We start from the raw sequence: 13,468 nt of genomic DNA, 5'->3' as shown, positions 1-13,468 counted from the left end.
TTTTTAAGAGGTCATCTCGTACAATAGAAGAAATCGAAAGAATAGGAGAGATGTTATGCGTTTATCAGATAAGAAAGTCATTGCGTTTGTCAGTGATGATTTTGAAGATTTAGAACTGTGGTATCCGGTACTGCGTTTAAGAGAAGAAGGAGCAACTGTCCATCTTGTAGGGGAAAAAGCAAATCATGAGTACATCGGGAAGTATGGTGTGCCGGCCGTTTCTGATGAAGATTTTTATTCCATTCAAGCAGATGATTATGATGCTGTGCTTGTCCCTGGCGGATGGGCGCCTGATAAACTGCGCCGTTACCCAGAAGTATTAGACATTGTCCGTGCATTTGATGCGAAAGCGAAACCAATTGGCCAAATTTGCCATGCCGGCTGGGTGCTGATTTCAGCAGGAATCCTGCAAGGCAAACAAGTGACAAGTACACCAGGTATTAAAGATGATATGACCAATGCTGGTGCAGACTGGTTTGATGAAGCAGTTGTCACAGATGGTCATCTCGTCTCAAGCAGACGTCCGCCTGACCTCCCGCCTTATGTGAAAGCATTTGCGGATGTGTTGGCGGAAAAATAAACCATTGATGCGAAACGTAAAAAACAAAGGGCGAACATAAAAACAGTTTCGCCCTTTGCTCATATTTCTTGCCCTATTGATTTTGTCTGTCGGCAGGATACGTTACGCCCATTTGCCTTCTCGCCTCGTCCATGACGGACATGGTTTGAACAGATAGGGCAAATGTATTGACCGGAGACTGCCACTTTCCCTGCTGAATACACTCAATAAAATGATTGATTTCATAATACATGGCTGGCTGCTCATCCTTGAGAGAGATGTCAGTTTGGCGCCCATCACGGTCATGGATCGTGATTCGTGAAGGACGATGGAATTGATCAATCACCATTGTGGCATCCTCCCCTTGAATTTCAGCCGATAAATGAGACGTTGAAATTTTAGAATGAAAAAGAAGTGCTTGATGCCCGTCATACTGTAAAAGGACTGAACCGCTCCCATCCACACCAGAAGAAAGCTTATAGCCTCTCGCCGTGATTTGATTCGGCAGACCAAATAAATAGATGGCCGGGTAGACGAGGTACACACCAATATCCATTAAAGAACCATTGGATAATTCCGGCTTAAAGGCATTTGGAAGCTCGCCATTACGATAAGCATCGTATCTAGAGGAATATTTACAATAATGAGCAATCACATGTCTGATAGGTCCCAGCTGATCGAGGTGTTGTCTGATTTGAAGAAAATTCGGCAGAAATGTCGTTTTCATCGCTTCCATCAAACACACTTGATGTTTTTTCGAGGCGGCAATCATTTCTTCCACTTCTTTTCGATGAGAGGCGAATGGTTTCTCGCATAAAACATGTTTTTGATGCTCCATCATCAACATAGCCTGCTCTTTGTGAAGGGCATTTGGACTCGCAATATACACGGCATCAAACGCATCACTTTCCGCCAGTTGATGTAAGTTCGTAAAAACGGTATCAATCCCATATTTTTCGGCAAAGGCCTGTCCTTTTTCAGCTGAACGTGAATAGACGGCTGTACAAATAAAATCAGCTATTCCTTCACCAGCCTGTAAGAACCGATCTGTAATCCAGTTCGTTCCGATGACAGCAAATCGAACCATGTCATTCCCTCCTTCTGCTTTTCTCTGATTATACATGCTTTGAAAGCGTTTGTATGAAAGAATATTCTTTTTGTTGAGAAGCGGATGAAACCTTTATATGGGTTGTTGCGTCTTACATAAAGGATATAAATGTACGAAAAGTGGGTAGTTTCTTCCTTCTTCGGGTAATACTCAGATAGAAGGGAGAGGAGGAAACGAACATGAAGCGCGTCCTGCATGTAGGAAGTACATACGTCTTTGCGCTTTTATTTATAGCAGCCGGTATGTTTCATGTGATAGAGCCTAGTGGTTTTGCCCGCATGATGTCAGGCTGGCCATTTCCATATGTGATGGTCTATTTGACTGCTTGCCTTGAATGGCTGCTGGCTATGCTGCTGCTTCTGCTTCTGCCAAATGTCAGGGGCGCTGCGGCAAAATCCATTGCTGTCTATCTTGTGCTTATTTTCCCTGCAAACTTATTTGCTGCACGAGAGGGAATACCATTCCCAGGTCAAGAAAGTACAGAACGAGCCGTGTTATGGTTGAGGCTGATTGGACAGCCGATTCTCATTGGTTGGGCAATGTCCATTGCAAAATGGGATGAAAAGCTGAAACAATGACCACCATATCATGATCAAGTAGTGTACAATACTCATAAAATAGCTCGTGTTTGGAGGAACGATATGAATTCTATGCAAATGTGGAGCAGTCGATTTAGAAAATTTTTTCTTGATAACAAGTTTGTTCTCTTTTTACTCATCCTGCTATTAATCGGATTGAATATCCTTGTTTTCATGAAAACATCATTTATTTTCACACCGCTCATTGTACTCATCAAAACCATTGCCTTACCGATCATTTTAACGGGGGTCGTGTATTATTTATTAAATCCGATTGTCAATTTGTTAGAGAAAGCAAGAATCAAGCGGATCTATTCCATTTTGCTTTTATATATTGTCATTATTGGGGTTATTACTGTGACCATCGTGTCCATTATTCCTTTTTTACAAGCTCAAACCATGAGTCTATTTCATAACCTTCCGAAATACGTCGATACGGTAGAAGATCAAATTAGACATTTAACAGGAAGTAACTTTATTAATCAAGTACAGAAGACGATGAACTTTAACGTGTCTGAATTGGTTAGTAAAGCATCCAGTCAAGCAACGAAGATTTTGGAAAGCACCTTTACCGGTGTAGGAACATTCTTAGGAGCGCTCACAGAAGTCATCATCTCGATCGTGACTGTGCCGTTCATTCTGTTTTATCTATTAAAAGACGGCAAAAAGCTGCCTGACTATTTCTTGAAATTTATTCCGAATAAGCTGAGAGAACATACACATATCGTGCTTCACGAAATGAACCATCGCTTGAGCTCGTATATTCGTGGACAGATCATTGTCAGCTTCTGTATCGGTTTTCTTCTTTTAATCGGATATTTGATCATTGGACTTGACTATGCGCTGCTCCTCGCTATTATTGCGGCATGTACGAGTGTAGTGCCTTACTTAGGTCCAACGATTGCGATTACACCAGCGATTGTGATTGCACTTGTGACGTCACCAGTGATGCTGTTAAAACTCATCATTGTTTGGACAGTGGTTCAGCTCATTGAAGGGAAATTTATTTCTCCTCAGGTAATGGGGAAAAATCTTCATATTCACCCAATCACGATCATTTTCGTTCTATTAACAGCTGGTAAACTGTTCAGCGTAATCGGCATCATTGTTGCGATTCCGACATATGCCGTTCTAAAGGTCATCACAACCCACTTATTTGATTGGTTCAAAATGCGATCCAATTTGTATAAAGAAGAAAAGGTTTGATGTCATAATCTTTTTTTGAAAAAAATATAGTATCATAAAGACGAGCTTTCGATGAAGGAAGCTTGTCTTTATGTGGACATAGATGTTAGCCCTGCTTCAAAAGATCAGAATTGAAAGGAAAGAAAATCATGAATCTATGGGATTTATTCGTGGCACTGGTTTTAGGAATTGTCGAAGGATTAACGGAGTATGCACCTGTCTCATCTACAGGTCACATGATCATTGTCGATGATCTTTGGTTAAAATCGAAGGAGATTATTACGCCAGAAGCGGCTAACACATTTAAAGTCGTGATTCAGTTAGGCTCTATTTTAGCTGTCATGATCGTGTTCAAAGATCGTATTCTAAACTTATTGGGCTTAAAGAAAAATATCACGGAAGAACAAAAGCGCAGCGGGCATAAGCTGACCATCGCCCAAATTGCTGTTGGACTTGTTCCAGCCGTTATTTTAGGATTCTTATTTGAAGATTATATTGATAAATACTTGTTCGACGTCAGAACAGTCGCTGTCGGTTTGATTTTAGGGGCAGTGCTGATGCTTGTCGCTGACTGGATCAATAAACGTAAAACAGAAACAAGCTCAGTCGATAACATGACGTACAGACAGGCACTTTATATCGGACTGTTTCAATGTTTGGCATTATGGCCAGGCTTCTCACGCTCAGGTTCTACGATCGCAGGTGGAGTTATTCTTGGTTTGAATCACCGGGCTGCGGCTGACTTCACATTTATCATGGCGATGCCGATTATGGCGGGAGCAAGCTTGTTAACCCTTGTGAAAAATGCTGAATATTTAACAACAGACATGCTGCCATTCTTTATCGTCGGCTTTGTGAGTGCGTTTGTTGTGGCTCTATTCGTTGTTCGCTTCTTCCTAAAACTGATCAATAAAATCAAACTGGTGCCTTTTGCGATATACCGAATCATCCTAGGTGTGATTTTATTTATCCTTTTCATGTAATACTGGAAACTACTCTTTCTAAAGAGTAGTTTTTTTGTTATTCCACCTCTTTATACAGTAAAAACACCCTCTTAATTGGTAGAAACAGAATTTTTTTCATAAATTAGTGTTTAAGAGATAGAGAAAGGGGTAGTACATAAACATACCAATTAAAGGAGGAGTTAGAAATAATGAGAAAAACAAGCAAAATGTTTGTTGGTTCTGTCATCGCTACGTCAATGGTTGCTGCCCCTCTATCTCTTACGACTTTTGGTCAAACAGCTGAAGCCGCTACGACAACAGGTGTTGATGGAAGTGTCTCTATTGATCCAGTAGCCATCGCAGATAAAATCGAACAAGCAGTCAAATCATCTCAAAATCGTGATGGATTCGTAAAAAATGCGGCATACAGTGCATTCTATGAAGCAGGTCAAAACTACAACGTTGTTGTCCAGAATTTAAGCCAAGATCATGACTTTAGTGGACTGAACAATGTTGTCTACTATGATAGTGTTGAATATGACGGGATTACATTTGGTATTTGGGTATTTGAAGATGGTACGTTTGTCAACAATGGTGACGGTGGATATATTAACTGGACGTTTGTTGGCAGCTTTGATCGTGAAGATGGAAGCGGAACTGTCGATTTCCATAAAAGATTCTAATCTATCGTTAAAAGTCTGCCGATTCACCGGCAGACTTTTTTATAACGCACATTCTTCTATTTCGAAACCTAAATCTTCAATGATGTGGTGATCCATTTGGACCTGCTGGCCTTTTGTTGTTAAATAATCGCCAACGAAAATAGAATTCGCCGCATAAAGTGCGAGCGGCTGGAGTGTCCGTAAATTAAACTCTCTTCCTCCAGATACGCGAATCTCCTTTGTTGGATTGACCAATCTCATCAGTGCCAGCACTTTCAATGCTTTGATCGGGTGTGTTCGTTCTTGATGCTCAAGCGGTGTTCCCTCAATGGCATGAAGAAAGTTGACAGGGATTGAATCCGCATCAAGTGCTCTGAGTGCAAAAGCCATTTCAACGATTTGCTGATTGGTTTCCCCCATTCCAATAATGACACCTGAGCAAGGTGACATACCCGACTGTTTGACCTGCTCAATGGTCGAAACGCGGTCATCATATGTATGAGTTGTCGTAATTTGATCATGGTGGTCATGATGTGTATTGATATTATGATTATACCGATGAACACCCGCTTCCTTCAGCCGCTTCGCTTTATCTTCATTTAATAGCCCAAGACAGGCACACACCTTCAAAGGCATCGTGTCAGTGATCTCCTTCACTGCTGCAGTCACCTCATCTAATTCCCTGTGAGAAGGTGCTCTCCCGCTTGCCACAATACAATAAGTCCCAGCTTTTCTTTTAAGCGCCTCACGCGCACCAGCCACAATGGTTTTTTGATCAAGCATCGTGTATTTTTCAACCGGTGCCTTTGAAATGATCGACTGTGAACAATACCCGCAGTTCTCAGGACAATATCCACTTTTTGCGTTAAAAATCATATTTAATTTCACCTTATTTTGAAAAAAATGAAATCTCACTTGATAGGCTGCGTGCATGATAGGTAACAATTCTCTATCGTCAGCTTCAAGAATGTCTAGACCCTCTTGCACCGTGATCGGCTCATTTTTTAGCGCTTTCTTTGCTATCGCTTCCCAAGACAAAGATATGTATTTTATCATCATCAGCCCCTTAATATATCAACTTATTATAATTGAAAGTTAACATATTGGTTGGTCTATAGCAAGAATTGAATGTCTAGCTGGTTTTAGAGAATTGTCACATTATTAAAGGCGATGAATGATGTCATCGCCTTGAGTTTAATAAATTTAAAAGAGTTTTAGTAGGTAATGGTATAGTTGTTAACTACAAGTTCACCATCTGAATTTAGATAAGATACTTTAACAAAGCCGGGTTTTAAATAGTAAATCCAAGTGAAATTTGGAGCAGTTTGTTTCAGCTCAACAGCATCTGTATCACCGGATAAAGTTATTTTACTGATTGGAATTGAAAAAGCACCAGACCATCCTACCTTCTCTTTACGGTCGATCGTAATTACTTTATTCATAATAGGAGCTTTTGCTATAACTTGTTCTTTTGGCTGAGCAGCTGCATGAGCACCTTCAGTTTGAGAGAACGTAAGAGCACTTAAAGCAGCTAAAGATAGTGTACAAGCTTTCATAAATTTTTTCATCGATAACACTCCTTTTTGGTAAAAATGGCATTAATAGTAATCTATGCGTACTTACGCTGACATGAATCTTAAAAAATAGCAAACTGGACATGGAAAGAACCCTGTTCAGTGTAAAAAACATAATGTTTTTACTAAAAAAATGTGACAATCCCTCTTTGTAAAAGTGGGATTGTCATCGCCTTTTAATATAGCTAGATTGCTTATCGAACTGTAATATAGTTAATCACAAGCTCGCCTTGTGAATTATAGTAAGATACTGTCACAGAACCGCGTTGTACGGCACGAATCCAAGTGAAATTTGGAGCTGTTTGATCTAATTTAATCGCATACGTTGCACCTGACACAGAAATTTGGCTTGCTGGCAGGGAGACAGCGATTGAAGAGCCGATAGAAAGCGTACGGTTCACTGTAATCACTTTATTCATAATAGGAGCTTTTGCTATAACTGGTTCTTTAGGTTGTGCAGCTGCATGGGCACCTTCAGTTTGGAAGAACGTAAGAGCACCAACAGCAGCTAAAGACAATGTACAAGCTGTCATTAATTTTTTCATCGGTAACACTCCTTTTTTTGGTATATACATATATTAATAATAATAGAATTATATGTCAATGAGAATTAGTAAAAAAATAAGTAATTTTGGTGAAAATTGTCACATATTCTCGAAAATAAAACCAGAAGAATAAAAAAACATGATTTTTTATTCATATGTCTGTCGTTTTTAGGGGGAAAAAGTGGCATAAAAAAAGCTGGGATATACCCAGCAAAGTCATGCTTATGATAAGAGATTGAGCCGGTTCCATTATTCGTCTTCGGACGGTTTTGGCTGACGGCCTTTTTGCTTCTCTTTTTCTCTAATGTAGTTAATAAAATCGATGGTTTGTCTTCGTGCTTCTTCGGAAAAATCGGAGGCGGCTTTAAACGCAATTTGCAAATCAGGATCATCTGCAAGATCATCATCGGGTCTGCCTTTGTCCTTACCTGTGAGAAGATAATCGGTTGAGACCCCATATAATTCGGCGATTTTCACAATCATTTCACCATCAGGCTTTCTCAAGCCATATTCCCAGTTTGCATAGGTGGACATCGCCTTTAATCCTAGTTTTTTAGCAACTGTTGACTTGCTCCATCCATGCTTCTCTCGTAATTCAGTTAAAATCTTCCCAGTCAAATTATCCATTGGAAACACCTTTTTTCATGTTATGAGTAAATTTTATCATGAATTACACGGAAAAGATAAATAAATACACAAAAAGAATAAAAAATAAGTTGACTTACTCATTTTGTGTATATTATCATATGAATATAACTTACACATATTGAGTAAGAGGTGAAAAGATGAAACTTGAAAATTTACGAGAAGAACGGATTTTGCAAGGAAAAACACAAACCTATATGGCGAAAAAATTGGGATATAAGTACACGAGCGGCTATGCAAATATAGAAATGGGCAGAACAAAGCCTAGCTTAGACATAGCAAAGCGTATTGCAGATTTGCTGAATACGGGTGTTCAAGAGCTTTTTTTTGCTCAAAAGTTACACGAAAAGAGTAATTTTGTGGAGGGAGAGCAGTTCTTAGAAAAGGGGAGACGAACAGAATGAATATCGAACATCCGATGGTGACACAGATGAATGATTTTGGATATCCAAAAAGTTATTGGTCATATGACATGAAACGACATGGATATCAAACAGAAATTGAGGACAGTTTGGAGGAATCTAAAGAAGATGAGACATCAGTTGACGTTTGATGCCAGAAAAGAAGCGCAGCTTTGTTTAGTCCAAGCTGGAGGCTGGATCGCCTTTCATCATCAGAAGCCGATGTTTGTTTTCGCCACAGCAGAAGAGAAGCAGACATATCTGAAGCTCCTGAATGCAAACGTCGGTGCTGCAAAAAAAGGAGGAATCAGGGAGACGTGAAACGATGGAAGCACATCATGACTTTCTTGAAATGCTTGCTCAAAGCGAGTAAAAACGAACAAAACATCCGTCAGTGGGAGAAGGATGACGGGAGATCATAGCATGGTCATCCATTTAATCATTGAAGCAGAGCATTTGTTAACAAAAGAGACATTGATGAAAAGAATACGATTAGCTGCAAAAGCGCAATGCCCGCAAAAATTAGAAGGCGCATTATCACTTGAGATTCGCTTATTTGATCACATGCCGCTTGATATAGCTGACTGTCAAAACAAGCGTACATACGCAGAAAAAGGGCTGATACGTCCAGTGCACGTCAGTATCTTTCAGCCAAGATTACAGCATATTCAAGAAGCACTTCAAATCATTGCCAATGAAGTTCCTCTACAGATTGTCGATTTAAGAGTTTCTCAGTTTTATAGTATGCGTTCAAGAGTTGAAATCATTTTAAATACAGTAGGTGATGATCATGAGAGATCATTACCAAAAAAGGGGACAAGCACATGAACGAGCCAAAACAACTATTCATTCAAGAAAACCAAACATTTGTCGGTGAGATGGAAAAAGGAAAGATTCAAGTCATTGTGTTAGATGGGAATGTAGGAACGGCTTATAAAATGGATGTACCGGAACATGGGAAAACGATTATTCAAACAGCGAAAGGTCATTTTGCAAGAGTAGATCACGAGATTGGTTTTAAAATCAGCTAACTGACTGAACACATCACAACACAATACGTCCAAGACGGAAAGCCTGCGGACACTGATCAAGACCCTGCTAAAAGGGGATTGATTGGTGTCCGTTTTTTATTTTCTTAAAAAAGGGAGAGAGCCAACATGCAAGATTTACTCATTGAATATAAAAGAGCATTAAAGGATGCTAGAAAACAATATGAACCATTTAAAGAAAAAGAAGAACATCAGCTGTCCGTTCAAGACAAGCATGATAAAAAAATGATCGCTAGTATGGTCAGTGATCTAGAATACGTGGTGGAATGGCTCCAAATCGGAAGAGAGCCAGGCGCACGCAGAGGGCTAGACAGGCGCTCAGTCTATCAGCGTACGATTCTGGCAAATCCAGAAGTGTTAGAGGCATTATCACATGAATATACCCTTATCCAGGAGAAAGAAAGAGAAGTCAGTGAGAGAGACAAAAAACGAATTGATGAAGCTTTATCTGTTTTAACAGACCGAGAAAAGGACGTATTCTTTATGCACACAACACAAGGGTTATCATTTAGCGAGATTGCTGTCATGCTTGATGTCAAAAAAGGAACTGTCCAAAAACATATGGAGAGAGCTCGGACAAAGATGTCCAAAAAAGTCCAAGAACGCCTATTCAAAGCTGCTGAATAGGCGTTTTTTCTTTCCAAAAATAAATCAGTTAAAGCTTGTCTTACAGTTGCCACCTATAGTTAGAAAGACCAAACGAATGTTTGCTAGCCCTACACAAATGATTCCTTCAAAGGGAATTATTCGAATTAAAAGGAGGCGGCAGGTGAATGTAAATGAAAGATAAACGGATAGAGGCCAAGCAGGATTATTTGAGAGGGATGACGTACCAGCAAATTGCTGATCATTACAATGTCTCAATCCATACCGTCAAATCATGGAAAAGACGATATGGATGGCAAAGACAAAAAAATCCGTCAAAGCAGGCACACTCGATCTTCAATCAATTTCTTTCAGATGAAACGATTGAAATCATGGAGAAAATGGGCGGACGCACATCGCTCGATTTAATCTGGGACCAAATTCAGATTCAATATGCAGCCATTATTCGGGCGCAGCGAATCATGTATGTAGCAGACCAGGAGGACATGATCAAAGAGCTGAAAAAGGCGTCATACATCCCTTCTTCTTTAGAAGAAACAGAAGAGGGCATTCAGCCAGAACCAGAAATCAGCGCAGAAGAATATTCGTTTCAATTTTCATGGGATCGGCATGCCACGTTTTTAAATGCCCAATCCCGTGCAATGGGTGAACTCAGGCGTCTGATCAAACAGTTTGAAGAGCTCGCTCATGCGAAGGATGAACGAAGATTAAGGCTGAAGCAAATTGAACTGACGATCGAAAAGACAAAAAAAGCCGTGCGTGAAGAAAAAGAGGAGGATCTTCATATCATGATCAAGCGAAAAGAGGACGACTCATGACGCCATTGATTGAAAAAGAAGTCAACCCTCACTTTGAGCACTTTCTATTTGATTGGAATCAAAAGTTTCAATTTTTAGTAGGCGGCTACGGCTCCTCCAAAAGCTATCACATTGCTTTAAAGCTCGTCTTAAAGCTGCTCGAGGAAAAGCGGACAGCACTTGTCATCCGGGAAGTGTATGATACGCACCGCGAATCAACATTTTCTCTATTACAAGAGATCGTCAGCGACCTAGGTATCGATCATGTGGTGAAGTGCAGAAGTTCACCGCTTGCACTGACATTTCGAAACGGCAGCAGCATCTTATTTAAAGGGCTGGACAAGCCTGAAAAATTAAAATCGATTAACAACATCTCGATTATTTGGATTGAGGAGTGCTCAGAGGTTTCATATGAAGGCTTTAAAGAGCTGCTTGGAAGGCTGAGGCATCCGGTCCTGCCACTTTATATGATGTTATCGACCAATCCTGTTGGTCAAGATAATTGGACATATAGGCATTTCTTTCGAGATGAACAGCTGAAGCGATTCGTTTTAGATGACGAGACTTTATATAAAAATCGAACTGTTGTCATCAAGGATACGTACTATCATCACTCCACGGCGGAAGATAACCTATTCCTCCCTAAAAGCTACGTGCAGCAGCTGGATGAGCTGAAAGAGTATGACCCAGACCTCTATCGAATTGCGAGGAAGGGGTATTTCGGAATCAATGGCACAAAGGTTTTTCCTCAATTTGAGGTGAGGAGCCATTCTGACGTATTAGCAGCCATTCAGCAGATTGACAGACCGCTGAAACGAGCGGGCATGGATTTTGGATTTGTTGAATCGTACAATGCGCTCATTCGGTTAGCTGTCGATCATGAAAAAAAGTACTTATATATTTATTGGGAATATTACGACCGCGGAAAAACGGATGATGAAACAGCCAATGACCTGAAAGAGTTCATTGAATCAAAGGAACTGATTAAAGCAGACGCAGCCGAACCTAAAACCATTCACTATTTTCGGCAGCGCGGCTTTCAAATGGTGGCAGCACATAAATTCCAAGGCTCACGTTTGCAGTATACAAAAAAGATCAAACGATTTAAAAAAATCATTTGCTCTGATGCCTGCCCGTATACCATCTATGAACTTCAATCACTGACCTATAAGGCAGATAAGGACGGACGTCTTGAGGAAGATGAATTTCAAATCGATCCGCACACATTATCAGCCATCTGGTATGCGCTCGATGATTATGAAGTGACAGATTTGAAACAGACCGCCTCGGAGCGTGTCCGTCCAAACAGAGAGAGGAGGTCTATACAATGAAACAATTGAAAGCAACAATTATGAAGGCAAACATGTCTGATCATACAAAACAAATGTATGCAGATGAATTTTCCTACGAAAAAGATGACATTGTCCCCCCGCCTTATAACATCAATGAATTAAAGAGTATGGCAGAGTATTCAACCATTCTTCAGCAATGTATTGATGCGTATAAAACAAATATTTTAGGCTTTGGATTTGGGGTAGAATACGCCTTTGATTTTAATGCAGAAGGTGTGAAACCAGCAAAAAAGAAGGCGGCAGAGAAGGAATGGACAAGACTTGAAGAGTTTACGAAATACATGAACTATGATGAGTCTGCTGATGTAGTTCTCGGCTATGTCCTCGAAGACCGGGAGAAAACGGGCAATGGTTTTTTAGAGGTGCTCCGGGATGGTCAAGGAAAGCCGGCAGGGATCGAGTATTTGGATGCGCTCCATATTCGCATTTGCAAGCTTAGTGAGCCAGTCGATGTCGAATTCCAGTACACAGAAAACGGCGAATTGAAAACAATGAACCGAAAGAAACGATTCCGTAAATATGTGCAGGTGATCAATGAAAAGAAAGTCTTTTTCAAGGAGTACGGTGATCCGCGCATTTTACATTGTGAAACAGGCAAATATGATGACACCACCCCAGAGCCGCTTCGTGCAACCGAAGTGATCCATTTTAAAATCGGCAGTGGAACGTATGGAATTCCCCGCTGGATTGGCAACATCGTCAATATGTATGGAGCACGCAAGGCAGAAGAGCTGAACTATCTTTATTTTAAACAAGGGCGGCATGTACCTGGTGCCATCATTGTCGAAAATGGAATGCTGTCAGAGTCCTCCTATCAGCAGCTTCAGGATTATATGGACGATATTGAAGGCTCTGATCATGCGCATAAGTTTCTATTGCTTGAAGTCGAAGGTCTCCCAACGGAAAAAGGGCTGACTGGAGAAGAAGATGTCTCAAACGTCAAAGTGAACTTTAAATCTCTAGCAGAGATCTTGCAAGAAGATGCGCTCTTTTTAGAATACGATGAAAAAACAAGAAACAAAATCCGCTCTTCTTTTCGCCTGCCGCCGATTTACACAGGTGAGTCTCAGGACTATAACAAAGCGACAGCCGATACGGCGCGGAAAACAACAGAGGAGCAGGTATTTCAGCCTGAACGGCATCTCATCACAGGAAAACTCAATACCCTTTTCCTGCCTGATCTTGATATTTGGCATGTCCGTTTCCTATTAAATGGTCCTGATTTTAGAGACCCATTAGAGATTGCCAAAGTTCTGACCCCATTTATTCAAGCTGGGGCAGTATCACCAAACGATTTGCGAGATCTGGCGGGGCGTATCCTTGGTAAAACGTTAGAGGAATGGCCAGAGGATTTCTATCACCGACCTTTAGAAAGCCGCATGACATCAGCTGAAGAACAGCCTCAACGAGAGACGAATCAGCTGAAGGAATAACCAAAAGCGCGTGCGCTTTTTGAAAGGGGG

At 40.7% G+C, this 13,468-nt stretch carries 19 protein-coding genes; 14 read left to right on the top strand and 5 right to left on the bottom strand.

Annotated features, from left to right (window positions below; genetic code table 11):
- The first annotated feature begins 55 nt into the window (after positions 1–55).
- The gene (locus tag AKG37_RS06885; RefSeq protein WP_060698135.1) at positions 56–580 is read left to right on the top strand and encodes a type 1 glutamine amidotransferase domain-containing protein; all 525 of its coding nucleotides are present in this window, start codon (positions 56–58) and stop codon (positions 578–580) included.
- Between the two features lie 73 nt (positions 581–653).
- Here AKG37_RS06885 and AKG37_RS06880 read toward each other — a convergent pair whose 3' ends face one another.
- Positions 654–1,646, bottom strand: coding sequence for a Gfo/Idh/MocA family protein (locus tag AKG37_RS06880; protein WP_060698134.1), 993 nt, complete (start codon positions 1,644–1,646; stop codon positions 654–656).
- 200 nt (positions 1,647–1,846) lie between these two features.
- On the opposite strand from AKG37_RS06880, the gene AKG37_RS06875 reads away from it, so the two are divergent.
- The 4 genes from AKG37_RS06875 (at position 1,847) to AKG37_RS06860 (ending at position 5,057) form a co-directional block, all read left to right on the top strand.
- A complete protein-coding gene (locus AKG37_RS06875) occupies positions 1,847–2,245 on the top strand; it encodes a DoxX family protein (protein ID WP_060698133.1) in 399 nt (132 codons plus the stop codon).
- A gap of 63 nt (positions 2,246–2,308) precedes the next feature.
- The gene (locus AKG37_RS06870; protein ID WP_060698132.1) at positions 2,309–3,451 is read left to right on the top strand and encodes an AI-2E family transporter; all 1,143 of its coding nucleotides are present in this window, start codon (positions 2,309–2,311) and stop codon (positions 3,449–3,451) included.
- Between the two features lie 128 nt (positions 3,452–3,579).
- Positions 3,580–4,413: an undecaprenyl-diphosphate phosphatase gene (locus tag AKG37_RS06865; protein ID WP_039183288.1), complete on the top strand. Its 834-nt coding sequence runs from the start codon at positions 3,580–3,582 to the stop codon at positions 4,411–4,413.
- A 170-nt stretch (positions 4,414–4,583) separates the two neighbouring features.
- Entirely contained in the window at positions 4,584–5,057 is a 474-nt protein-coding gene (locus AKG37_RS06860; protein WP_060698131.1) for a hypothetical protein, read from the top strand.
- Positions 5,058–5,096: 39 nt separating this feature from the next.
- Here the strand turns inward: AKG37_RS06860 and bioB are convergent, their stop codons facing one another.
- The 4 genes from bioB to AKG37_RS06840 form a co-directional block, all read right to left on the bottom strand.
- Complete coding sequence (gene bioB, locus AKG37_RS06855; protein ID WP_060698130.1) at positions 5,097–6,092, bottom strand: biotin synthase BioB; 996 nt, start codon at positions 6,090–6,092, stop codon at positions 5,097–5,099.
- A 158-nt stretch (positions 6,093–6,250) separates the two neighbouring features.
- Positions 6,251–6,604: a hypothetical protein gene (locus tag AKG37_RS06850; RefSeq protein ID WP_060698129.1), complete on the bottom strand. Its 354-nt coding sequence runs from the start codon at positions 6,602–6,604 to the stop codon at positions 6,251–6,253.
- A gap of 200 nt (positions 6,605–6,804) precedes the next feature.
- Positions 6,805–7,155: a hypothetical protein gene (locus AKG37_RS06845; protein WP_060698128.1), complete on the bottom strand. Its 351-nt coding sequence runs from the start codon at positions 7,153–7,155 to the stop codon at positions 6,805–6,807.
- A gap of 249 nt (positions 7,156–7,404) precedes the next feature.
- Positions 7,405–7,782 (bottom strand): helix-turn-helix domain-containing protein, encoded by a 378-nt coding sequence (locus AKG37_RS06840; RefSeq protein WP_060698127.1) that lies wholly within the window; start codon positions 7,780–7,782, stop codon positions 7,405–7,407.
- A 158-nt stretch (positions 7,783–7,940) separates the two neighbouring features.
- Between AKG37_RS06840 and AKG37_RS06835 the strand changes: the two genes are divergently transcribed.
- The 9 genes from AKG37_RS06835 to AKG37_RS06800 all read left to right on the top strand — a co-directional run bounded on the left by AKG37_RS06835 (position 7,941) and on the right by AKG37_RS06800 (position 13,438).
- A complete protein-coding gene (locus AKG37_RS06835; RefSeq protein WP_060698126.1) occupies positions 7,941–8,204 on the top strand; it encodes a helix-turn-helix transcriptional regulator in 264 nt (87 codons plus the stop codon).
- A complete protein-coding gene (locus tag AKG37_RS18985) occupies positions 8,201–8,353 on the top strand; it encodes a hypothetical protein (protein WP_162838475.1) in 153 nt (50 codons plus the stop codon). The genes AKG37_RS06835 and AKG37_RS18985 overlap by 4 nt, the downstream gene beginning before the upstream one ends.
- On the top strand, positions 8,331–8,522 hold the full coding sequence (locus AKG37_RS06830) for a hypothetical protein (RefSeq protein WP_237697657.1): 192 nt from the start codon (positions 8,331–8,333) through the stop codon (positions 8,520–8,522). Before AKG37_RS18985 ends, AKG37_RS06830 begins: the two co-directional genes overlap by 23 nt.
- Before the next feature lie 102 nt (positions 8,523–8,624).
- A complete protein-coding gene (locus tag AKG37_RS06825) occupies positions 8,625–9,029 on the top strand; it encodes a hypothetical protein (RefSeq protein WP_060698125.1) in 405 nt (134 codons plus the stop codon).
- Entirely contained in the window at positions 9,026–9,232 is a 207-nt protein-coding gene (locus tag AKG37_RS06820) for an XtrA/YqaO family protein (RefSeq protein WP_024423268.1), read from the top strand. The genes AKG37_RS06825 and AKG37_RS06820 overlap by 4 nt, the downstream gene beginning before the upstream one ends.
- Before the next feature lie 126 nt (positions 9,233–9,358).
- Positions 9,359–9,877 carry a sigma-70 family RNA polymerase sigma factor gene (locus AKG37_RS06815; protein ID WP_060698124.1) on the top strand — a complete coding sequence of 173 codons (519 nt, stop codon included), beginning with the start codon at positions 9,359–9,361 and terminating at the stop codon, positions 9,875–9,877.
- A gap of 152 nt (positions 9,878–10,029) precedes the next feature.
- Positions 10,030–10,674 carry a phage terminase small subunit gene (gene terS, locus AKG37_RS06810; protein WP_060698123.1) on the top strand — a complete coding sequence of 215 codons (645 nt, stop codon included), beginning with the start codon at positions 10,030–10,032 and terminating at the stop codon, positions 10,672–10,674.
- Between the two features lie 8 nt (positions 10,675–10,682).
- Positions 10,683–11,984, top strand: a complete 1,302-nt coding sequence (locus AKG37_RS06805; RefSeq protein ID WP_162490557.1) for a PBSX family phage terminase large subunit — start codon at positions 10,683–10,685, stop codon at positions 11,982–11,984.
- A complete protein-coding gene (locus AKG37_RS06800) occupies positions 11,981–13,438 on the top strand; it encodes a phage portal protein (RefSeq protein WP_060698121.1) in 1,458 nt (485 codons plus the stop codon). Before AKG37_RS06805 ends, AKG37_RS06800 begins: the two co-directional genes overlap by 4 nt.
- The last annotated feature ends 30 nt before the right edge of the window (positions 13,439–13,468 follow it).

The sequence above is a fragment of the Bacillus australimaris genome (assembly GCF_001307105.1).
Lineage (GTDB): Bacteria > Bacillota > Bacilli > Bacillales > Bacillaceae > Bacillus > Bacillus australimaris.
The sequence above is the reverse complement of the archived record's forward strand: the minus strand, read 5'-3'. Positions and strand labels throughout refer to the sequence as shown.